The organism is Streptomyces sp. NPDC041122 (genome assembly GCF_055592445.1).
Genome location: NZ_JBVIYQ010000003.1, coordinates 668844 through 690341, shown reverse-complemented (window position 1 = coordinate 690341; position 21498 = coordinate 668844). Strand labels below are relative to the sequence as shown.

Below are 21498 nucleotides of genomic sequence, written 5' to 3'. Positions count from 1 at the left end.
GACCCTATTGCACCGCGCAGTTGACCGCGCCTAGCCTCCCCCCATGGCAACCGCGCAGCTCAACGGCATCACCATCGGCTACGACGACGAGAACGCCCCGGCCACCCCGGCCCGCGCCCCGCTCGTCCTCCTCCACGGCCACCCCTTCGACCGCTCCATGTGGGCCCCGCAGCGCGCCGCCCTCGCCGCGACGCACCGCGTCATCACCCCCGACCTGCGCGGCTACGGCGAGTCCGGTGTCGTGCCCGGCACCACCGCGTTCGCCCGCTTCGCCGAGGACGTCGCCGCCCTCCTGGACCACCTGGGCGTACGGGAGTTCGCGCTCGGCGGCCTCTCCATGGGCGGGCAGATCGCGATGGAGTGCTACCGCCTCTTCCCGGAGCGCATCACCGGTCTGCTGCTCGCGGACACCTTCCCCGCGGCCGAGACGCCTCAGGGCAAGGCCGCCCGCAACGCCCTCGCCGACCGGCTCCTCGCCGAGGGCATGAAGGGGTACGCGGACGAGGTGCGGGACAGGATGGTAGCCCCGTACAACACGGAGGCGTCCGCGTACGTCCACCGCATGATGCTGGCCGCCCCGCCGGAGGGCGCGGCGGCGGCCCTGCGCGGCCGGGCCGAACGCCCCGACTACCAGGACCTGTTGGCCCGCGTCACCGTGCCGTCCCTGGTCGTCGTGGGCCGTGACGACACCTACACGCCCGTCTCCGACGCCGAATCCCTGCACGCCGCGCTCCCCGACTCCGTACTGCACGTCGTGGAGTCGGCGGCCCACCTGCCGAACCTGGAACGCCCCGACGAGTTCAACGCGGCCCTCCGCACCTGGCTCGCCCGCCTCACCTGAGCGGGTGCCCGCGAGGTCCGCGCCGGAACGGGGGCAAGCGCGCCCTACCAGGTCGGCCGCGCCCCCACCCCGCCGTCCACCACGAGGTCCGTGCCCGTGATCCAGGACGCCGCGTCCGAGGCCAGGAAGACGCAGGCGCTGCCGATGTCCTCGGGGCGGCCGAGCCGGCCGAGCGGGGCCGCCCGGCCCCACCGCTCCACCCCCTCGGGCCAGTCCTCGGCAAGCCCCGGCCGGTCGATGAGGCCCGGCGAGACGCTGTTGACGCGGATGCCGCGCGGCCCGTACTCCAGGGCCGCCGAGCGGGCGAACATGATCAGGGCCGCCTTCGACGCGCTGTAGTGCGCGTGGCCCGGCGCGGGGTGCGAGCCCTCGATGGACGCGATCTGCGTGACCGTACCGCCGCCGTCCTGGCCCGCCATGCGCTCGACCGCGGCCTGCGTGCAGCAGAACGCAGTCGTCACGTTCGCCTCCGACAGCTCCCGCCACTCGGCGGCCGTCATGCCGGCCAGCTCCCGTACCGGCTGGATCCCCGCCCCGTTGACCAGCGCGTCCAGCCGCCCCCGCCAGGAGTACGCCGTCTCGACGAGGCGCCGGCACTCGTCCTCCCGGGTCAGGTCCGCCGGTACGGCGACGGCGTCACCGCCCGCCGCCACGATCCCTCCGGCCAGCTCATCGGCGCGCTGCCGGCCGGTCCGGTAGTGGACGACGACCGCGGCGCCCGCCTGGGCGAACCGCCGGGCGACCCCGGCACCGATGCCGCCGCTCGCCCCGGTGACCAGGGCGACCCGGCCGGGCAGCCCCGGAAGGGTCTCGTCCCGGATGGGGGTCGTCGTCTCGTCACGCATCGGGGACGTCCTCTCCGGAGGGCATCCGCAGCGGTGCCCCTGAGCGGCACAACTCCCTGATGGTCTCCGCGCGCTCCGGGTAGCGCGCGCTCAACTCCTCGGCGTCGCCGCCCTCGTAGTCCTCGGGGACGAACCCCGGGGCCATGGTCGTCCCGAACAGCGTCCACCCGTTCCGTCCGCCGGAGCTGACCCTCGCCCCCATCCACGTCCCGGCCGGCACCACCAGCTGCACCGGTCCCCCGGCGCCCAGGACGGCCGTGCGGTCGGTGCCGTCGGGCGCGAGGAGCAGCAGCTCCAGCGCGTCGCCCTCGTAGAAGTGCCAGACCTCGTCGGTGGGCAGCCGGTGCAGGGCGGAGAAGTCGCCGGGCGCGGTGGTCAGGAGCACGATGATCGCCGACCCGGCGGGCCGGCCGTCGGCGCCCGGCGGGCCCGCCCAGGTGCGGCGGTACAGCCCGCCCTCGACGAGGAGGGGTTCGAGCCCGTGCCGGGCGGCGACCGCCTCGGGGGACGCGGGTCCGGCTTCAGCCGTTGCGGGGAGCGCGGCTGACGCCGCTGATTCGACCATGTCCGATCGCTCCCCGGACCGGGAGCCCCGTAACCAGAGCGGCGGCACCGAAAGCCACATGACCGGAATCCGCGTGACCCGGCCGGAAGCCGCGCCATGCGTTGGCCGCGCGTCAGGAGGGCCAGGTCACCCCGTACTCGCGTGACCTGGCCGCCTCCCCCATGCGTCTCCCTTTCCGCCGCCCGCAGCTCCCGCGGCCTACGCCGTCGGCGTCGCCTCGTACCCGAAGCGTGCCGCCGTCGCCGTGAGGTCCGGGTGGGCGAAGCGTTCGGCCAGGTCGCCCTCGACGATCCACTCGCGCCACTCGCCCACCTGACCGCGCCGCATGATGCGGGCGTTCTTCGTGGTCTCGCCCTCGTCGGCGGAGGCCGCGTCCTCACGGGCGCGCATCGCCTTGAAGGAGCTGCGCTCGGCCGCCCGCTCGACCACCTCCGGCGGCACCGCCAGCCCGAGCGCGGCGAGCATCGCGGTGATGGCGCCGACCGGGTGCGACTTCAGATCCTCGAACCGCACCACCGCGAACTTCGAGAACTCCGGCGCCGCCTCCAGCCAACTCCGGTAGAAGCGCGCCCAACCGGGGATCGACGGCTCGCCGTCACCGAGCCTGACCCGGTCGAGGAAGTCGGGGTACGTGAGCTTCCCGATCATGTCCGCGGCGTCCGGTATCCACGAGCCGCCGAAGGAGGAGAACCACTTGTACGACGAGTAGATGGTGTCGCGCGGGTCCCGCACCACGAGGATCGCGCTGTTCACCGCGGAGTCGGCGAACACCTCGGGGTAGAAGTGGGTCTTGATGAACCGCTTCGCATCGGGGCCGCCCGCGTCGGGTCCCTCCGCGTCGGGACCGTCTGCCGCACCGGTGCCCGCCGCGCCGCCCCGGTCGCGCTCGGACGTCGCCGCCAACCGCTTCCGGTAGTACTCCAGTTGGTCCTCGACGGCCTGCGCAGCGCCGTCCCGCTCGTCGGGCGACTCGACGTACGGGTCGAGGTACTCGAAGCCGAGCTCGTGCACGATGTTGGCCACGAGCGCCTGCCCGGACCCCGGGTCCCCGGCCACGACGATGTCGCGCTCACCGAGCAGGCGCGCACTGCGCCGGGCCAGCTCGTCCGGACGGAGTTTTTCCCGGACGGAGTCCTCGGTCATGTCACCCATCCTGTCTCTCCCCGCGACCGGGGACGTCGGAGCGAAGGCGTTGGCGGAGGCCATGGGGGAGGCCACGGCGGAGGCGCCGGCTCGGGCCGGCGCCGCTCACTTCTTGGCGCGCGCCGCGACCGCCCTGGTCAGATAGGTGACCTCGAGCTTGTCCAGGCCGGCGATGCGCTCCCGGATGAAGTCGAGGAACTTCTCGAATCCGGTGTCGCCGAGCTGGACCCGCACGTCGTTCACCGACTGCCACAGGCCGATGTAGTGGTCGACGGTCTGCTCGACGGAGTGCCGGCCCTCCAGGACGACGACGTCGTCGAAGAGCGGGCTCGCGTTGAACTTGTCCGACAGCTCCTTGATCATCTGGGGGTGGGCGGAGGTGATCCGCTTGCGCTCCCCCATGAGGCGCTTGAGCTCGTTCTCGATGTCCACGAGGATCGGGTTCACCTCGATCAGCCGCGGGTTGTAGAGCGCGACGAACCAGCCGCCCGGGCGCAGCACCCGGCAGAACTCCGCGGTGCCCACCTCGAAGTCGACCCAGTGGAACGACGAGGCCATGCTGATGAGGTCGGCCGACGCGTCCGGCAGACCCGTCTTCTCGCCCTGGCCGGCCCGCCAGGAGATCGCGTAGCCCTCGGAGTCCGAGATGCCCTCGGCCCGCATGTTGTCGTTCGGCTCGACCGCGGTGACCGAGCGGAAGCCGCCGTCCGCCACGATGCGGGTCCACAGGCCCGTGCCGGCGCCGACGTCCACCGCGTCCAGCTCACCGGCGGGCCGGCCCACCAGGCCGATCAGCGCGTCCCGCACCGAGGTCGCGTACCCCTCGCGGTACTTCGAGTAGTCCTTCGCCAGGTCGGTGAAATCTCCGTGCTTGAGCTTCGTCGACGTCGTCATGCGGGGTACGGCTCCTTTTTGTTCTTCACCGGAAACGCTCTGCACTGAAAGGGAAAAGCATCAAGAAGAACTCGTCGAATACGAGAGGTACGAGGAGTACGGGGGTACGGGGAGTACGGGGAATGCGAGTCCGGGCCGACCGCCCCGTCTCACGCCACGGCGGAGGGCATTCGCTGCTCGTGCGCGAGTCGAATCATGGTCGCGGCGGCCTTCGGGTCGACGTCCCCGTAGTTGGTGACGACGAGATCGGGAGCCGTCGGGAACTCGGCGGACTGCCCGATTCCGACGATGTCCTTGTCGTCGTTCCCGCTGTAGACGCCCTTGCTGTCGCGCCGCTTGAGTTCCTCGACCGGCACATCGAGGAGCACCTCGAAGTAGTCGGGCTGGTTCTCCCTGTTCCACCGCTGCACCTCGTGGAACAGGGAGATCGTGGCGACCACGACGACGTGCCCCTGCTCCGCGAGCAGGCGCGACAGACGGCCGTACGTCATGGACGCCTTGATCCGGCTCTCGCGGTCGAACCCGTGGGTCATGCCGAGCGCGGTCCGCACCTGGTTGCCGTCGAGGAGGATCGGCTGCTGCCCGCGCTGGAGCAGCTGGCGGACGAGTTCGCGCGCGACCGTCGTCTTGCCGGCCTCGGCCAGCCCGGTCACCCAGATGACCGTGCCTCCGGAATCGACGCCTCCAACTCCCGTGGTTCCCATGGCTGACTCCCCTCAGTGGACATACGACGGCCGAACTCTTCACAGCGCGGCGGTGCTGCTGTAAAGTTCCTCAGAAAATTTTGCGCAGCGAAATTCCATACGCAATTCCGAGCGAGCCTTGAAATGAGTCGTGAAAGCGAACCCCGAAGCGATCTCATGAAATGGGCCACCGACCGACCCCGTCAGTATTGTCCCGGCGTTTACCGGGCGTCCAATATCTGTTCGTACTGAAGCCTAGATCGGTCAGTTATGGAGATACGCCAGCTCGAGTACTTCGTGGCCGTCGTCGAGGACGGCAACTTCACCAGAGCGGCGGCCCGCGTCCATGTCACCCAGCCGGGCGTGAGCGCACAGATCCGCCGCCTGGAGCGGGAACTCGGCTACGAGCTGCTCGACCGGTCGGGCCGCACGGTCCGCCCCACCGCGGTGGGCGAGGCCCTTCTCCCGTACGCGAAGGCCGCGTTGGACGCGGTGCGCAACGCCCGGCTCGCCGTCGACCAGGTGGCCGGGCTGCTGCGGGGCAGGGTGAACGTCGGCATGGTGACGGTGGTGGCCTCGCTCGACGTGCCCGGCATGCTCGCCGAGTTCCAGGCGGACCACCCGGCCGTGGAGATCGCGCTGCGGCAGGGCGGCACCGACGACCTCGTCGACGCGCTCAAGGACGGCGAACTCGACATGGCCTTCCTCGGCATGGCCGCGGAACCCCCGAACTTCCTGCGCACCGAGGTCATCCGCGCCGACCCGCTCGTCGCGGTGCTGCGCTCCGACGACGAACTCGCCGGGCGCGACGCCCTGTTGCTGGCGGAACTCGCGGGCCGCCAGCTGATCTCGCTGCCGACCGACAGCGGCACCCGGCACCGTCTCGACACCTCGCTCGCCACGGCGGACATCGACGCGCCCGTCGCCTTCTCGGCCAGCGATCCGCAGGTGCTCGTGGACATGGCGGCGCGCGGTTTCGGGGTGGCGATCCTGCCGCGGGGCGCCGTCCGGGCGGCCGGCGACGATCTGCGGCTGATCCCGTTCCGCGACCCGGAGCTGCACGGGCGGCTCTATCTGGCGTGGCCGGACGACCGGACGATCGACCCGGCGGCGCAGGCGGTCATCCAGCACGCGCTCGACCGCATCCAGGACCGGGCGCCCGCCTAGGCCGCGGGCGGCAACCCCCTGCCGAAGTACGAGCCTTGACGTGCCGTCACTTCACTGTCTGCGGTTCACCAGTCTCGACGTCCGTATCCCGGGGCGGCGGCGGCTTGGCGGCCAGGAAGTCCTTGGCGCGGATGAGGAAGAAGGAGAACACCGCGCCGACCAGGGCCACCACACCCGTGATGACCAGCAGGTCGTTCAGCGCGCTCGCGTAACCGGAGTGGAGCGCCGTGGCCACCTGCTCCCGCAGCGCCGGCGGCACGCTGTCGCCGAGGCCGGAGACGTCACCACGCTCGACGGCGGCGGCGACGCCCGGGCCGCTGCCCGCCAGCTCGGGTACGGCCGCCAGATTGCGTACGACGTCGTCGTGCAGCGTCGTCGTGAAGATCGAGCCCAGGACGGGGATGCTCGCGGCCATGCCGACCTGGCGGAAGGTGATGTTCATGCCCGACGCGGCGCCCGACCGGTCCGGAGTGACGACGCCGACGGCGGTGGAGGCCAGCGGCGGGTTCACCACACCGCTGCCGATGCCCGCCACGACGAAGCCGGGGATGAGGTGGGTCCAGCTGCTGGAGGCGTCGTTGCCCGACATCAGGAGCAGGCCGACACCGACCAGGAGCAGGCCGGGTCCGATGAGCCACTTCACCGGCAGCCGGCTGCTCAGCCGGCCGGCGACGGTCGACGCGACCAGGGCGCACATGCTGATCACCAGCAGCCGCACGCTGGACTCCAGGACGGAGTACCCGAGGCCGTTCTGCAGATACAGCACGAGGTAGAGCAACATCGCGAACAGCGAGCCGTTCATCGTGAACGCGGCGATCGAACCGCCGACGAAGGTCGGCGTGCGGAACAGCGACAGGTCGAACAGCGGCTGGGAGGACCGGAGTTCCACGATCAGGAAGGCGATCAGGAGGACGGCGGCCGCGCTCAGCCAGACCACGACGCCGGTGTTGCCCCACTCGGTCTCGCCGGCCCGGATCAGACCGTAGATCAGCGCGACGAGCCCGCCGGTGAAGAGGACGAAGCCCGGCCAGTCGAGGCGGAGCCGACCACGCACCGGAGCCTCGTCGACCTTCCGCAGCGTCACCAGGATCGCGAGGAGACCGATGGGGACGTTGACGAGGAAGATGCCGCGCCAGCTGATGTTGCTGGCGATCAACCCGCCGAAGACGGGCCCGAGTCCGGTCGCGATGCCCGTCACCGCGCCCCAGACACCGAAGGCGACGCCCCGCTCCTTGCCCGTGAAGTTCCGGGCGAGGAGCGCGAGCGACGTGGCGTACATGACGGAGCCGCCGATGCCCTGCGCGGCGCGGGAGAGGATCAGCATCAGCGGTGTGGAGGAGACGCCGCAGAGCAGCGAGCTGACGGTGAAGACGGCGAGGCCCACCAGGAACAGCTTGCGGTAGCCGAAGCGGTCGGCCAGCGAGCCGCCGACCAGCAGCATCGCGGCGAGCGTCAGTGAGTAGGCGTCGACCACCCACTGGGCGTCGGCGAAGCTGCTGTCGAGCCCGCTCTGGATCTGCGGCAGCACGACGGTGACGATGGTGGCGTCCAGCAGGATCATGAAGGTCGCCGCGCAGACGACCACCAACGTCCACCATCGCTTGGCCATGACTGCTCTCCCCCACGCTTCTCGGGACTGCTCGGCTTGGACCGGGCCTACTTGGGCTGGACGAATTCCGGCTGGTCGATGATGCGCAGCCACGAGCCGTCGGGCTGGCGGCGCACGACCTGGGCGCGGGCGCCCGTGCCGTCCTTCGGCGGGGTGGAGGTGAGCGCGATGTCCCCGTTGATCAGCGTGGGAAGCGGCTCCTCCGGTTCGAAGTGGGGGTTCCGCGTCATCGCCATCTCCCAGATCTTGCGGATGGCTTCGCGGCCCTGGGTGATCTGCCCGGGCGGGAAGGCGACGACCGCGTCCTCCGCGTAGAGCTCCGCGACGCCGGCCGCGTCACCCTTGTTGGCGCGCTCGACGAACAGACGCGTAATGTCTTCCGGCCGGTAAGCCTTCTCGTATTCGGACACAGGGGGCCTCTCGTTCAGAGCTGATTTCCAGCACCGTCAAGCTTGGCCGCGCACAAGTGGCAAGTCCAACTCCCTTTGGTTCTGGCAACCAGAAGCAATGGATCTGGTTCGCGGCGGTGGTTGACTCGATGCGGTCGACTTCGGCTCGGCGGGCTCCAAGCCGATCGACTCCGGACCGGCCGACTGAGGAATTCCTCGGTCGACATCCATTCCCCCGGCCCGGCCGGGCCCTGTCGCACGGAGTGGCGCTTAGCACTGCCCTGAAGCGCCCGGAAGATCACTTCAGGACAGAACACATCGCCTTTTCGCCGGGCCCGCCGTACGCTCGCATCCCCCTTCTTCCTCCGCACCGCAGACCCGAAGCAGGAGGCCCCCATGAGCCATGACGGAACGTCCTTACGCGCGCTCATCCGGCGAGTGTCCCCATGAGGGTCGACGTCGCCTGGTGGCACCTGGACGGCACGCCGCAGACCATCGAGTCGATGCGCGCCCATCTGCGGGAGAACACGCTGGACCACTGGACGAAGGTGCCCGGACTGCGGCTGAAGGTCTACTTCGCCGACCGCGAGCAGAACCGCTGGGGCGCAATGATGCTCTGGGAGAACGAGCGTCCCCCGCTCGACGAGATGCCCCCGAACGCCGCCCTGGCGCTGATCGGCAGGCCGCCCGACGTGCGCGCCACCTTCGAGGCCGAGGGCACGGTGGAGGGCCGGTACGAACTCGCCGCGCTCCAGGCCCTCGGCCCCGCTTTCGCCGCCGAACAGACCGTCGGCCACCAGAAATCATGACGTTCCCATGTGCCCGCACCTGCACCTGATCCCGCACCCGCACCCGCACCCGCACCCAGGAACCGGGTGACACCGCCGGGAAGGCGACGCCACCATGAAGACGAAGAGGACGACGACACCATGAAGTCGAACACCTGGGAGATCCTCGACCTCCCGCCCGGCACCCGCCCCGACCCGGACGCCTATCTGCGGGCCGCGATGGAGTGGCACTTCGGCCCCGACACCGGCTCGCCCTACTGGCTGGAGCGCGCGAAGTCCCTCGACTTCGACCCGCGCACCGACATCGCCACCCACGCCGATCTCGTACGGTTCCCCAATGTCGCCGCCGAACTGCGCACCGTCCCCGCCGAGGACCTGATCCCGCGCGGCTACGGCGAAAACCCCGACGTGCGGGGCGTCTTCGAGAGCGGCGGCACCACCGGCGCCCCCAAACGCGTCGTGCTGCTCGGCGACTGGCGCCGCCGGCTGCTGGCGTGGACCAGCGACCAGCTCGACGCCCACGGCTTCCCCCGGGACGCAAACTGGCTGGGAATCGTCCCCAGCGGACCGCACATCGTCGGCGAGTTCTTCCGTGGCTCGGCGACCACGCACGGCACCCACGGATTCACCCTCGACCTCGACCCGCGCTGGGTGAAGCGGCTGATCTCCACGGGCCGCGGCAGCGAGGCCGACGACTACGCCGAGCACGTCGTCGACCAGGCGGCGGAGGTGCTGCGCTCGCAGAACATCGGCGTCCTCACCGTCACGCCCCCGATCCTGGAGCGGATCGCGCGCCGCGACGAGCTGGTGGAGCTGATCAACGAGAAGGTACGGGCGATCCGTTGGGGCGGCACCCAGCTCGACCCCGACTCCCGCCACGTGTACCGCACGGAGATCTTCCCCGACACGGTCTTCTCCGGTAACTACGGCAGCACCATGATCCTGGGCTTCGCCGGCGAGCGCCCGGGCCTCGGCGACGACGACCCCTGCGTCTTCGACACCCTGAGCCCGTACGTCACCTTCTCGGTCGTCGACCCCGAGACGCTCCGCCCCGTCCCGTACGGGGAGCGCGGCCGGGTCGTGGCCAGCCACGTCAGCAAGTCGTTCCTGCTGCCCAACAACCTCGAACGCGACCTCGCCACCCGCGTCGAGCCGCTCGACGGCGGCCCCGGCGACGCGGTGGCCGACATCGCGCCGGTCAGCAGGTTCGAGAACGAGGACGTAGTGGAGGGGGTCTACTGATGCGGCCGACCAGCGATCCCGTACGGCGGCCGGGAGGCGAGCCCGTGGAGCGGACGGGAAGCGAACCCGTAGAGCGGACGGGGGGCGAGCCCGCACCGCCGGGGAGCGATCCCGCGCCACCAGGCAGCGGTCCGGCCCCCTCCGTCACCGAACCGCTCCAGCTCGACGCCCTCGGCCCCCGGGGCGAGTTCCGCGCCCGGAACCGCCTCCAGGTCACCGACGTCACCGGCCGGGTCGCCGCCGAACTCAGCCTCGTACCACCGCCGTTCGTCAGCCGTGCCCTCTCCACGATGCGCCGCGCGCACCCCGCCCCGCCCGCCGAACGCATACGGCGGATCGCCGCCGCGGCCGACCTGTTCGCCACCGGCACCGTCGCGGGCCTGACCGTGCCCGACTACTGCCACCTGGTCAGCCGCGTCGGCGGCGTGCCGATCACCGAGGTCTCCTCGGCCGTCGAGCGCATCGCCGAGCGCCTCCGTTCCCTCGCCGCCGGCCTCGACCAGGCGCGCCCCGCCGGCGCGGTGACCGACTGGCGGGACCCGCTCACCCGCGCCGCGGGGCGGGCCGTGCACACACGGCGCGGCGAGGTGTTCGCCGTGCACGCGGCCGGCAACCACCCCGGCACCCACAGCCTGTGGCCCGAGGCGCTGGCGCTCGGCTTCCGGGTCGCGGTACGGCCCTCCCGGCGCGAGCCGTTCACCCCGCACCGGCTCGTCACCGCGCTGCGCACGGCGGGCTTCGGGAACGACGAGATCACGCTGCTGCCCACCGACCACGCGGGCGCGGACAACGTCCTGCGCGGCGCCGACCTCGGCCTGGTCTACGGCGGCGAGGACGTCGTACGGAAGTACGGCGCCGACCCCACCGTCCTGCTCCAGGGCCCGGGCCGCTCCAAGGTCCTGGTGACGGCCGACGTCGACTGGCGCGACCACCTCGACACCCTCGTGGACTCGGTCGCCGGGCGCGGCGGCACGGGCTGCGTGAACACGACGGCGATCCTGGTGGAGGGCGATGCGACGCCCCTGTGCGAGGCGCTGGCCGAACGGTTCGCGGCCCTGCCGAGCCTCCCGCCGGACCACCCGAAGGCCGTACTGCCCGTGCAGCCTGCCACGGGAGCCCGGGCCATCGCCGACTACGTGGCCCGCCGCGCCGCCGGCACCCGCGCCTGGCTGGGAGCGGACACGATCGCCGACGAACTCGGCGACGGCAGCGCGGTGTTGCGCCCGTCCGTCCACCAGGCCGACCGCGCCGAGGCCCCGCAGCTGGGCGCCGAACTGCCCTTCCCCTGCGTATGGGTGGCGCCCTGGCGCCCGCAGGACGGCATCACCCCGCTCCGGGACACCCTGGTGCTCACCGCGCTGACCACCCAAGAGCCGTTGCTCGACGCCCTGTTGGCGGAACCGACCATCGCCAACCTGTACGTGGGCGACCATCCGACGCACTGGATGCGCCCGGGCCTGCCGCACGACGGGTACCTCTCGGACTTCCTGATGCGCACGAAGACGGTGATACGGGACTGAGGAACTGACCTGAAGGTACGCGACCGAGGTACTGGACTGAGGAGCCTCATCCGGGGGGGGAGCGAACACTCACTGCAGGGAGGCGCGGCTGTCGACCTCCTGCGCGACGTTGAACCAGACCTCGCCGCAGGCGCGGGCCACGTTGGCGACCATGTCGACGCAGTGGGCCGGAACGCTCTCGATGAGCCGGTTCCACTCGTCCGGCGGGAGGGTCGCCGCGTCGAGGAGCCGCAGCAGCAGGCGTCCGGACTCGGTGAAGCGGATCGAGGGGTCGCGCTTCAGGATCGGGATCAGCTCGGCGGCCATCGGCGCGACGGCACCCGGCCCCGCCGAGGGCACCGGCGCCTTCTCGGCGGGGTCGGGTGCCACTCGGGCCGACACGGCCGACGTCGTCGCGGGGTCGGCGGCCACCCGCGCCGGGACGGCCACACCGGGCGCGGGTCCGGGCGCGTCCCGCCGTCCCGCGCGCGGCTCCGCGCGCCGCGGCTCCGGCAGGCCGAGGTCGCCCTGCTCCAGCCTCCTGCGCACGTCACGGGCGGTGGAACGGGAGACTCCGGCAGCCCCCGCGATCTGCCGCAGCGTGGCGTCCGGATGGCTCCGGATGAAGTCACCGGTCGCGGCGCGCGCCCCGGCGCCGTCGACGGGCCGGACCCGGCCGTCGCGGCCGATCCGCACGGGCGCGGCGGGCAGATCGTCGCCGAGCCGCCGCCGCAGGCTCCCCACCGTCTTGGGCGAGAGGCCGGCGAACGAGGCGATCATCCGGTCGGACCAGTGCGGGTGGGAGTGGATGATGCGGGTCGCCGCGGCGTTGCGGTCGGCGCGGGTCAGTGGCAGGCCGTGCGTGGTGTTGGCCCGCACCGCGACGACGAACACGTCCGGCTCGTATCCGTCGAGGAACCGCACGGCGATCTCCCGCTCCCCGCGCAGCGCGGTCGCCCGCAGCCGGTGCATGCCGTCGATGACCCGCATCGTCGCCCGGTGGACCAGGATGGGCGGCAGGTCGGCCCCGGATTCGGCGAGGACCCGGACGTGGTCGAGGTTCTCGCCGACGAGGCGGGGCGAGTCGGCCGGCCAGAGCAGGTCGACGGGGACGCGTTCGACGGGCAGATCGTGCGCCCGTATGTCCCAGGGCTTGGGCGCGGATTCCCCGCCCGCACCGCCCGCACCGCTCGCCCCGCTTGTAACGGCTTCCGTGACGTCCGTTACGGCTTCCGTGACGTCTCTCGACTCGCTCGCATACATGAACCCGTCGCCCCCTGATCAGAGTCGCCCGTCCGCTCGACGTGCGCCGCCGCTCCAACGAAACTGGAATCGCTGATTCCCACAGGTCGTTTAGGCCACCAACCGATACCCCGAATTAGTTGTTCACTCAAATTACCGCCCCCGTACGCGCGGAAGCCATCGTTCCCGATGTCACGGAAGAACCGACCGTGCGGTTTCCCGCCATTTTCGGCAAGTACCTTGACACCGAGAGGCCCATGGGCGACCTGCGGGCAGCCCATGGGCACCCGCCAATGGTCGCCCGTAACCCGAATACAAGAACCAGGACAACTGCCACCCGCGATTACTAGAATCGCGGGACATGGAACTCAGGCAGCTCGAATACTTCGTCGCGGTGGCCGAAGAGGAGAACTTCACCCGGGCCGCCGAGCGCGTGCACATCAGCCAGTCAGGGGTGAGCGCCCAGGTCAGGCAGTTGGAGCACGCCCTCGGGACGTCGCTGTTCGACCGCTCGGGCCGCAGCGTCAGGCTCACGCCCGCGGGATCGGCGGCCCTGCGGCACGCGCGGGCGGCCCTGGCCGCCGCCGACGCCGTCCGCCAGGCGGTGGACGAGGTGAACGGCCTCATCCGGGGCCGGCTCGTGGTCGGCATGGTGACGGCGTGCACGGTCACGCCGCTCTTCGACGCCCTGTCCGCGTTCCATCACAGCCACCCCGGCGTGGAGATCGTCCTGCTCGAGGACACCTCCGACCGCCTCGTCGAACGCCTGCGCGCGGGCACCGCCGACCTCGCCCTGGTCAGCACGCCGGGGACGCCGCCGCCGGGCCTGGAGGCGTACGAGATCATCCGCGAGCCCCTGGTCGCGGCCATGCCGGCCGGCCACCCGCTCACCGAGGAACCTCGGGTGACGCTCAAGGCCCTGGCCCACCACTCGGTGGTGAGCCTGCCGCCGGGCACGGGGGTGCGCAAGGTGTTCGACGACGCGTGCGCGGCGGCGGGGGTGCACATGGAGATCGCGTTCCAGGCGGGCGCGCCCAGCGCGATCGCCGACCTGGCGATCCGCGGCCTGGGGGTCGCGATCCTCTCCGAGTCCCTGGTCGCCCAGCACCGCCACCGGCTGACGACCCGCCCCATCGAGGACATCCACACGGAGCCGGTGCTCTCGCTGGCCTGGTCCTCCACGGACAATCCGGCGCTGCGGCAGCTGGTCCACCACTGCCGCCGGTCCTTCGCCCACCCGTCCCCCTTGGCGGTCCCGCCCCCGGCCGGCCCCCAGCCGCCGGCCCCCACACTGTCCCCTCGATGAGGCAGGATTGAGAACATGGCCCTCGACCTCTTCGCAGGCATCCCCGTGAACGACTTCGCGGCGGCGCTGGCCTGGTACGAACGCCTCCTCGGCACGCCACCCGCCTTCGTCGCCGACGACAAGGAGGCGGTCTGGGAACTGGCGGAACACAGATCCCTGTTCATCGAACACCGCCCCGAACACGCGGGCCACGCCCTGCACACGGTCTTCGTGGACGACCTGGACGCGATGACCACGGCGGCCACGGCCCGAGGCGTCCACCCCAGAACCCGCGAAACCTACGCGAACGGCGTCCGCAAGGCCACGTACGAGGACCCGGAGGGCAACGAACTGAGCTTCGGCGACGCACGGCTCTGAGCGGTGCGCCGGGCCCGCGGCGCCCACAGAACGACGAAACCCCAACTCAGAAGCATCTGAGCCGGGGTTCCAGTGGAGCCGCCTTCGGGATTCGAACCCGAGACCTACGCATTACGAGGGAGCCTTCGACCACGGCGGCTACCTGGCAAAGCTCTGGGTCACATACGTCTGTCCCGCGGCAACTCATCCTGTTCCATTACCCGCGATCACGGGTGTTCCCAGCCGCATCCGTACCCGAATTTGTACCGGATTCGCACTTCGGCGGCTAGGTCTGAGGGACGTCGCGGGTCCCCCCGCAGCGCCGAACCATAGCGCAGCGGTCCCGACGGTCGACACCAGTCTGACAGGTAATGCCGAGGCGTTCTGGCCTGCCATGTCCGACCCATGTGACAGGATCTCGTCGTGAGTAGTGAGCAAGATGTGAGCCAGAAGCGCCTGCGGGTCGCGGGGCTCTTCGCGGGTGTAGGTGGGCTTGAGCTCGGCCTGAAGCGGGCCGGGCTGGACACAGCCATGCTCTGTGAGGTCTGGGCACCTGCCAAAGCTGTGCTCGCCAAGCAGTTCCCCGACGTCCCGCTTGAGCCGGACGTCCGTGAACTTGAACGCCTACCGAGTGACGTCGACGTCGTAACCGCGGGTTTTCCTTGCCAAGACCTCTCGCAGGCCGGACGCACGGCAGGCATCGCGGGCAAGCAGTCAGGCCTCGTCTCCCATGTCTTCCGTCTCCTCAAGCAGCACCATCCGCGGTGGCTCGTCCTCGAGAACGTGCGGAACATGCTGGTGCTCGACAAGGGAAAGGCAATGCTCCATCTCGTAACAGAGCTCGAAGAGCTCGGTTACTCCTGGGCGTACCGACTCGTGGACTCCCGCTTCACAGGTGTCCCCCAGCGCCGCCAGCGTGTCCTCTTCGTGGCTAGCCTCACCGAAGATCCCCGTGACGTCCTTCTGTCCCAGGACGCCGGCGAGCCGGACGAGAGTGGCCGCGCTACCAACGCTCACGGATTTTACTGGACCGAGGGCCTCCGTGGTCTGGGGTGGGCCCAGGACGCGGTACCCACGGTCAAGGGTGGATCGGGATTGGGCATCCCATCCGCTCCAGGCATCTGGATTCCGGGCAATCCACCGGGCCATCGGATCGTGACTCCGTCGATCACGGACGCCGAGCAGCTTCAGGGCTTCGAAAGGGACTGGACGCTGACCGAGGCAACGGCCGATAAGAAGAGCGGCCGTGATCGCTGGAAGCTCGTTGGCAACGCGGTAACGGTCGGGGTTTCGGAGTGGCTCGGTGAACAGCTCCTCGGTCCCGGTAAGTACGATGAGGGCGAGTCCGACAGGTTGTCTGACAGTGCTCGATGGCCTACCGCAGCCTGGGGGCGCAAGGGCGAGAGGTGGCGCTCGAACGTCACCATGTGGCCGCAACACCACGAGTACACACACCTCATGGATCTGGTGGACCCGAGCGGGCTGACCCCGCTCAGCCATCGTGCTTCGGCCGGATTCTACTCCCGTACGCAGAAGGCCAAGCTGAAGTTCGACAAGAGGTTCCTCAAGCACATGGCTGAGCACGTCGAGCTGATGGACCCCGCGAACACCCGTAGCTCGGAAAACCAGGACACGTCTCGCGAGGATCGTTCTCTGGAACATGCAGCCTGAGCATGAAAGCGCCTGCAGCAGGGCAGACAGGACACCCCGTCACCGCCCTTTTGGGTTTCTCGGGTGTTGTCACTTGAGCCGCCTGAACGATCCTTGACCTGCTCCCCGATGGACAGGCGCAATGGCAAGGTGGCGTTCCTACGTGAGCACGTGGCCGCAGCGGTGTCCATACACGCACCTCGTGGACCTGGTCGACCTAGACGGGTTCGCCCCACTGAGCCACCGCGCCGCGGCGGGCTCCTACTCGCATACACAGAAGGCCAGGCTTGATTTCGACGAGTCGTACCTGATGCGCATGAGGCAGCACGTTGCCCTGATGGATCACACGACCCAAGCTCCGGTCGTCGTCAGCGGCGACCGGTAGGGTTCCCCCAGGAGGGTGCACCTTGGACGCCGTAGACATTCTGGTCAGGAGCTTGAGCAAGCCTGTCAAGATCAAGGGCGAGCTCATGCAGTACCACCCCCGAAGCGATCGACATTCAAAGATCGCCAGTTGGGGCATCATGTTCGACCTGCTGCAGACGAGCGCCCTGCTCCGCAGTCATGTCGAGTCGGGGAAGGTCGCGTTCGGCATCAACCACCAGATGACCGACTACGTGAATCACAAGCACAAGGACCTAGACCTCGTCCTGTGCCGGCCAGGCGCAGGGCACAGGCCCAAACGGAAACCCTACACGCTTGACTCCTTGGCTCAGAAGTATGGCGTCGAACTCACAGCTGATGAACAGTCAAGTCTCATGTCCCTACCGGTTATTACCGAGGCCCCCGTCTCAAGCGTGCTCGTCGCGCTGGAGGCGAAAGCGTGCATGACAGAGCACGGAAAGGCCGGCCCACGCCTCTACGACGAACTCAACTCAAGCCATCAGATCGTGCATGGCTCTTCGAACCAGGCACTCTCCGTAGGCTTCTGCATGGTGAACGCTGCAACTTCCTTCTACAGCCCGACCAACCGGCACAACGGAGGCGGGCCAAATGAGCACAACCAACCCCGTGCTGCCGTTAAGGCAATAGAGTCGGTGAGCCGTCTCCCCCGCCGCAGTGGAACCAACTCGGTGGGCTACGACGGGTTCGGAATCGTCGTCGTCGACATGCTCAACGACGGCTCAACACCGGTCGAAATCGTCACCTCGTCTCCCGCCCCCCAGCGCGGAGAAATCTTCCACTACGACTCGATGCTCCACCGCGTGGCTCATGAGTACGACGCAGCTTTCAGGAGCATCTGAGTCCATGACAACAGTAACTAAGGCGACAGGCCTCGACACGTTCCTGGAGGTCCTGGAGGCAGAGCAACGACCGCTCGCAACTGAACCCCAAGGAACCAGGAACAGCTACGCCACACGCTTCGCGAACCGCCTCGCCGTGCTCTTCGCCAACTCCCTCCGTGACACGTTCGAGGGCGTCCTTCCTCGGCCTGACGGATCGGGCCAGGAGTCACGAGCACGTACGGCGAAGGGCTACAAGAAGCTAGACGTAAACTATTCAACTCCAGAACTTGGCCTTGGACTTGGGGTGTCACTCAAGCACATCGGCTACCGAGATGCGAAGACCAAGCGCTACACAAAAAACTACACGCGGAACGACAACGAGCTCCGCGCCGAAGCGATGGACTACCACGAGCGTCAGCCGTACGCGGTCATGATCGGGGTGCTCTTCCTCCCCTACGACGCTTGTGACGACTGCACGGGGAAGAAAGCCCCTTCCTCTTTCGGCGCTGCGGTCCAGCACTTCAGGCCACGAGCGGGACGAAACACCGTGGCCGCTCCCCCCGACCAGTTCGAGAAGTTCTACATCGCCCTCTATGAGCACGATGGTGCAGAGCGGGGCAAGCTGAACTTCTATGATGTAGACCGACAAAAACCGCCTTTCGATCGGCGTCCTCACCCGGAAGAGGTCCGGTCCTTCGAGCAGTTCGTCGACGACGTTATTGAGGTCTACGACGCGAGGAATGCCCCGCCCTTCGAGTGGGCCGACGCTTGACGCGGGCTGACAGCCCAGGTCAGCCGTGCGCCTCCATGCATTCCGCACCTGGCTGCTGCGGCGGCTGTGCACAGGGGCGTTGCTGAGCCTCAGCCACCGCAGCAGCGGCGAGTTCACGAGTGCGCCGCTGCCTCGAAGCCCGCACTGCAGTTTGAACATGTGGTGCCGCGCTGCCCACCTGGAAGCCGTGCGGCCTGCCAAGTTGTCGAACCGCGCTACACCTCCGATGATCTTGCCGTGAAGCCGCAGCAGTCATTGACTTTCGCACTCGATTCGGGCTGCACTAGTAGTGCTTCGTTAGGTTCTTGGTCTGGGTCTGGTGGTTTTGAGGGGGCGGCCGCAGGTGGTGCAGGTGCCGTTCCAGCACCTCAGCAGGTCTTGGAGTATGTCGAGGGTCTGGTGGAGGCTCGGGCTGGTGCCTGGACTTTTGGGTCGAGCCTGCGCAGGGTGAGGAAGGCCTGGGCGGCGGTGACGAGGGTGACGTGGTGGTGCCAGCCGCGCCAGGTGCGGCCCTCGAAGTGGTCCAGGCCCAGGCCGTGTTTGAGTTCGCGGTAGTCGTGTGCGATGCGCCAGCGCATTTTCGCCCATCGCACCAGGTCCGCGACCGGCGTCATGGCGGGCAGGTTACTCACCCAGTAGCCGGTCGGCTCGGCGGCGTCCCAGGGCTGTTCGACGAGCAGAGTCCGTGACGGCAGCGCCCCGTTCCAGCTGTTGCGGCCGCCGGCCTGTTCCTGGCTGGTGCGGGTGGCTTCCTTGCCCGAGGGCCTCACCTCGAGCACGGCGAAGCGCGAGGTCATCGTCCCCTTGCTGCCCTGACGCCAGGAGACCTGCTCGAAGGAGACGTCGGGCGTGACGAACGTGCGCAATGGCCGGGGAGCCTCGCGATAGCGGGGCAGGGTGGGCGGCCCCAGTCCGCTGTAGACGGGCTGATGCGGTCTGGCACCCGCAGGCCGGGCAACCTCTTTGGGATCAACCGCCATGACGTAGGACCAGCCGCGTTCCTCCAGAGCGATGCGGAAAGAGACACTGCGGCCGTAGCCGGCATCGGCCACGATCACCGGCACTGCCAGGCCGTGTGCGGCCAGTTGGTCCAGCAGACCCAGTGCCAGACGCATCTTGGACACGTGACCAACCTCCTCCGGCACCCCGGCCCGGCTGCGGCGATCGTGGTCCGATGCCCATTCTTCGGGCAGGAACAGTTCCCACTCCAACGGGCACGATGCCGTGTCGGTGGCCGCATGCACGCTGACCGCGACCTGACAGTTCGCCCGCTTACCCAGTGCTCCGCAGTACTGGCGGACCACTCCCGCCGACGCGGTCCCGCGCTTGGGAAACGACACGTCGTCGACGACCCACACCTCAGGGGTCATCACGCCGTAGAACCGTTCGGCGATCCGCCGGCGAACCGGCTCCCACTCCCACGGCGACTGGTTCACGAACTGCTGGAGAGCCTGCATGTTCCCGTCCGGCAACCGCTCGGCCATCGGCTGGATCGACTTCCGGCGCCCGTCCAACATCAAACCCCGCAGATAGCACTCGCCCCACCGCCGCTGATCCTTCCGCGGCACCGAGGCAAATACATCCGCCACAAACATCGCTAACGCAGCCCGTAATCGGTTCACTTCACGTGCGTCCACACACTCCCACATGCTCCTGATCAGCATCGACGCATAGACCTAACGAAGCACTACTAGGCCGTTTCCTTCGGATCACCTCGCTGACCAGATGAAGATGGCGGCGAGGTGGAGTCCGGCGAGGTAGTTGGTGGCGGTTTTGTCGTAGCGGGTGGCCAGGCCTCGCCATTGCTTGAGCTTGTTGATGAAGCGTTCGACGGTGTTGCGCTGTTTGTAGGCGTCGCGGTCGAAGGCCGGTGGCCAGCTGCCGAGCGGGCCGAGCCGTTTGTGGTTGGCGGCCTGGTCCGCGGGCTGCGGGATCACCGCCCGGATCCCGCGCCGGCGCAGATGACGGCGGATCGCCCGTGACAAATACGCCTTGTCGGCTAGGACTACCTCGGGCGTGGTCTTTGGGGCGGCCGGTCCGCCGGGGCACCCGCAGGCGGGCCATGAACTGCTCGAATGCGGGTGCGTCACCGGCCTGGCCGGGCGTGACGACGAACGCGAGCGGTCGGCAGCGGCTGTCCGCGGCGAGGTGGATCTTGGTGGTCAGTCCGCCGCGGGACCGTCCAAGGGCATGGTCGTCCGGCTCGCCGACCGGAGCCCCTTTTGACGGGCCCCGGCGGCGTGCTGGTGGGCGTGGACGGCCCCGCCACCCTTCAGCACGTGAAGGCGACCCTCCGCGCGGCCCTGAACGATGCGATCGGGCAGCAGATCATCACGTTCAACCCGGCCGCCCACGTAGAGATCGACTCCGTACGCAAGCCGAAGACGCTCGTGTGGACGGACGAGCGGGTCGTCAAGTGGGAGCAGGCGGGCGAGAAGCCGTTGCCCGTGATGGTCTGGACGCCGCAACAGACTGGCTCCTTCCTCGACTTCGTCGCCGAGGACCGGCTGCACGCGATGTGGCACCTGATCGCCTTCCGTGGCCTGCGTCGTGGCGAGGCATGCGGGCAGCCGTGGTCCGAGACGAACCTCGACACCCACTCCCTCACCGTCTCCTCCCAACTCGTGCAGGACGGCCGGGAGATCGAGGCATCCGATCCCAAGACGGATAGCGGCTATCGCGTGGTCGCGCTCGACGACGACACTGTCGACGTTCTGAAGCGGCACCGCGAGCGGCAGGACGCGGACCACAAGGACTGGGGCTCGGCCTGGGTCGACACCGGTCACGTCTTCACGCAGGAAGACGGCTCCTGGCTCCACCCCGGCAAGGTGACCGACCTCTTCGAGCGCCTGGTCGCCGCCTCCGGGCTTCCGCCGATCCGGCTGCATGATCTACACCACGGTGCTGCGACCCTCATGCTCGCCGCCGACATCGACATCAAGATCGTGTCGGACACACTCGGGCACAGCGACACCCGGATCACGCGGGACATCTACCAGAGCGACCTGCCTCAGGTCGGCAAGAACGCCGCCGAGGCCACCGCCAAGCTGGTGCCACTCCAGCGCAAGGCCGAGGAGGGAGAAGGCCGCGCGCAAGGCCGCGAAAGCCGCCAAGAAGGCCAAGGGCAAGCCGGAAGACCGGGCAAAATCCCAGGCTAAGGCCGAGAAGAAGGTCAAGCGGAAGAAGCCCGAGAAGTAGGTCGCCGAGCGACTCCGCTCACGCAAACACTTCCACGGCACCCCCGTCGTGCCGCTCGACACGCTCAAATCCCAACTCCCCCAGGCCAACACCCGATCTCCCT

Annotated in this window: 20 protein-coding genes and 2 pseudogenes; 12 read left to right on the top strand and 10 right to left on the bottom strand. The window is 69.2% G+C overall.

Going from position 1 to position 21498, the window contains the following annotated elements; all coding sequences use genetic code 11:
* Positions 1 to 43 precede the first annotated feature (43 nt).
* On the top strand, positions 44 to 841 hold the full coding sequence (locus tag ACZ6B8_RS15535; RefSeq protein WP_471607518.1) for an alpha/beta fold hydrolase: 798 nt from the start codon (positions 44 to 46) through the stop codon (positions 839 to 841).
* Between the two features lie 44 nt (positions 842 to 885).
* On the opposite strand, the gene ACZ6B8_RS15530 is transcribed toward ACZ6B8_RS15535, so the two are convergent.
* From ACZ6B8_RS15530 to ACZ6B8_RS15510, 5 genes are all read right to left on the bottom strand, one after another.
* The gene (locus tag ACZ6B8_RS15530) at positions 886 to 1686 is read right to left on the bottom strand and encodes an SDR family NAD(P)-dependent oxidoreductase (protein WP_471607517.1); all 801 of its coding nucleotides are present in this window, start codon (positions 1684 to 1686) and stop codon (positions 886 to 888) included.
* Positions 1679 to 2251: a cupin domain-containing protein gene (locus ACZ6B8_RS15525; protein ID WP_471087410.1), complete on the bottom strand. Its 573-nt coding sequence runs from the start codon at positions 2249 to 2251 to the stop codon at positions 1679 to 1681. Before ACZ6B8_RS15525 ends, ACZ6B8_RS15530 begins: the two co-directional genes overlap by 8 nt.
* A 198-nt stretch (positions 2252 to 2449) precedes the next feature.
* Positions 2450 to 3394: a sulfotransferase domain-containing protein gene (locus ACZ6B8_RS15520; protein WP_471607516.1), complete on the bottom strand. Its 945-nt coding sequence runs from the start codon at positions 3392 to 3394 to the stop codon at positions 2450 to 2452.
* Between the two features lie 105 nt (positions 3395 to 3499).
* The gene (locus ACZ6B8_RS15515; RefSeq protein WP_471607515.1) at positions 3500 to 4288 is read right to left on the bottom strand and encodes a class I SAM-dependent methyltransferase; all 789 of its coding nucleotides are present in this window, start codon (positions 4286 to 4288) and stop codon (positions 3500 to 3502) included.
* Positions 4289 to 4437: 149 nt separating this feature from the next.
* Complete coding sequence (locus ACZ6B8_RS15510; protein ID WP_362374664.1) at positions 4438 to 4992, bottom strand: adenylyl-sulfate kinase; 555 nt, start codon at positions 4990 to 4992, stop codon at positions 4438 to 4440.
* Positions 4993 to 5241: 249 nt separating this feature from the next.
* On the opposite strand from ACZ6B8_RS15510, the gene ACZ6B8_RS15505 reads away from it, so the two are divergent.
* Positions 5242 to 6138, top strand: coding sequence for a LysR family transcriptional regulator (locus tag ACZ6B8_RS15505; protein WP_471607514.1), 897 nt, complete (start codon positions 5242 to 5244; stop codon positions 6136 to 6138).
* Positions 6139 to 6184: 46 nt separating this feature from the next.
* Here the strand turns inward: ACZ6B8_RS15505 and ACZ6B8_RS15500 are convergent, their stop codons facing one another.
* Both ACZ6B8_RS15500 and ACZ6B8_RS15495 read right to left on the bottom strand, forming a co-directional pair.
* Positions 6185 to 7747 (bottom strand): MFS transporter, encoded by a 1563-nt coding sequence (locus tag ACZ6B8_RS15500; protein ID WP_471087397.1) that lies wholly within the window; start codon positions 7745 to 7747, stop codon positions 6185 to 6187.
* A gap of 47 nt (positions 7748 to 7794) precedes the next feature.
* A complete protein-coding gene (locus ACZ6B8_RS15495; RefSeq protein WP_471087394.1) occupies positions 7795 to 8157 on the bottom strand; it encodes a YybH family protein in 363 nt (120 codons plus the stop codon).
* Between the two features lie 425 nt (positions 8158 to 8582).
* On the opposite strand from ACZ6B8_RS15495, the gene ACZ6B8_RS15490 reads away from it, so the two are divergent.
* From ACZ6B8_RS15490 to ACZ6B8_RS15480, 3 genes are all read left to right on the top strand, one after another.
* Positions 8583 to 8945, top strand: a complete 363-nt coding sequence (locus ACZ6B8_RS15490; RefSeq protein ID WP_471087391.1) for a hypothetical protein — start codon at positions 8583 to 8585, stop codon at positions 8943 to 8945.
* Between the two features lie 120 nt (positions 8946 to 9065).
* Positions 9066 to 10166 carry a phenazine antibiotic biosynthesis protein gene (locus tag ACZ6B8_RS15485; RefSeq protein ID WP_471607513.1) on the top strand — a complete coding sequence of 367 codons (1101 nt, stop codon included), beginning with the start codon at positions 9066 to 9068 and terminating at the stop codon, positions 10164 to 10166.
* Positions 10167 to 10210: 44 nt separating this feature from the next.
* Positions 10211 to 11686 carry an aldehyde dehydrogenase family protein gene (locus tag ACZ6B8_RS15480; protein WP_471607512.1) on the top strand — a complete coding sequence of 492 codons (1476 nt, stop codon included), beginning with the start codon at positions 10211 to 10213 and terminating at the stop codon, positions 11684 to 11686.
* Between the two features lie 69 nt (positions 11687 to 11755).
* On the opposite strand, the gene ACZ6B8_RS15475 is transcribed toward ACZ6B8_RS15480, so the two are convergent.
* On the bottom strand, positions 11756 to 12928 hold the full coding sequence (locus tag ACZ6B8_RS15475) for a ParB/RepB/Spo0J family partition protein (RefSeq protein WP_471607511.1): 1173 nt from the start codon (positions 12926 to 12928) through the stop codon (positions 11756 to 11758).
* 340 nt (positions 12929 to 13268) lie between these two features.
* Here ACZ6B8_RS15475 and ACZ6B8_RS15470 point away from each other — a divergent pair, with 340 nt between their 5' ends.
* From ACZ6B8_RS15470 to ACZ6B8_RS15445, 6 genes are all read left to right on the top strand, one after another.
* Positions 13269 to 14213 carry a LysR family transcriptional regulator gene (locus tag ACZ6B8_RS15470; protein WP_471607510.1) on the top strand — a complete coding sequence of 315 codons (945 nt, stop codon included), beginning with the start codon at positions 13269 to 13271 and terminating at the stop codon, positions 14211 to 14213.
* Positions 14214 to 14228: 15 nt separating this feature from the next.
* A complete protein-coding gene (locus ACZ6B8_RS15465; protein WP_471087376.1) occupies positions 14229 to 14570 on the top strand; it encodes a VOC family protein in 342 nt (113 codons plus the stop codon).
* A gap of 420 nt (positions 14571 to 14990) precedes the next feature.
* The gene (locus ACZ6B8_RS15460) at positions 14991 to 16220 is read left to right on the top strand and encodes a DNA cytosine methyltransferase (protein ID WP_471607509.1); all 1230 of its coding nucleotides are present in this window, start codon (positions 14991 to 14993) and stop codon (positions 16218 to 16220) included.
* Positions 16221 to 16401: 181 nt separating this feature from the next.
* Complete coding sequence (locus tag ACZ6B8_RS15455) at positions 16402 to 16584, top strand: hypothetical protein (protein ID WP_471607508.1); 183 nt, start codon at positions 16402 to 16404, stop codon at positions 16582 to 16584.
* A gap of 22 nt (positions 16585 to 16606) precedes the next feature.
* The gene (locus ACZ6B8_RS15450) at positions 16607 to 17443 is read left to right on the top strand and encodes a hypothetical protein (protein WP_471607507.1); all 837 of its coding nucleotides are present in this window, start codon (positions 16607 to 16609) and stop codon (positions 17441 to 17443) included.
* Between the two features lie 4 nt (positions 17444 to 17447).
* Entirely contained in the window at positions 17448 to 18197 is a 750-nt protein-coding gene (locus ACZ6B8_RS15445; RefSeq protein WP_471607506.1) for a hypothetical protein, read from the top strand.
* Positions 18198 to 18565: 368 nt separating this feature from the next.
* Here the strand turns inward: ACZ6B8_RS15445 and ACZ6B8_RS15440 are convergent, their stop codons facing one another.
* On the bottom strand, positions 18566 to 19834 hold the full coding sequence (locus ACZ6B8_RS15440; protein WP_471607505.1) for an IS701 family transposase: 1269 nt from the start codon (positions 19832 to 19834) through the stop codon (positions 18566 to 18568).
* A 72-nt stretch (positions 19835 to 19906) separates the two neighbouring features.
* Positions 19907 to 20384 (bottom strand): annotated as a pseudogene (locus ACZ6B8_RS15435) (IS5 family transposase); the annotation flags it as partial.
* A 65-nt stretch (positions 20385 to 20449) separates the two neighbouring features.
* On the opposite strand from ACZ6B8_RS15435, the pseudogene ACZ6B8_RS15430 reads away from it, so the two are divergent.
* Positions 20450 to 21395: pseudogene (locus ACZ6B8_RS15430) on the top strand (tyrosine-type recombinase/integrase); the annotation flags it as partial.
* Positions 21396 to 21498: the final 103 nt, after the last annotated feature.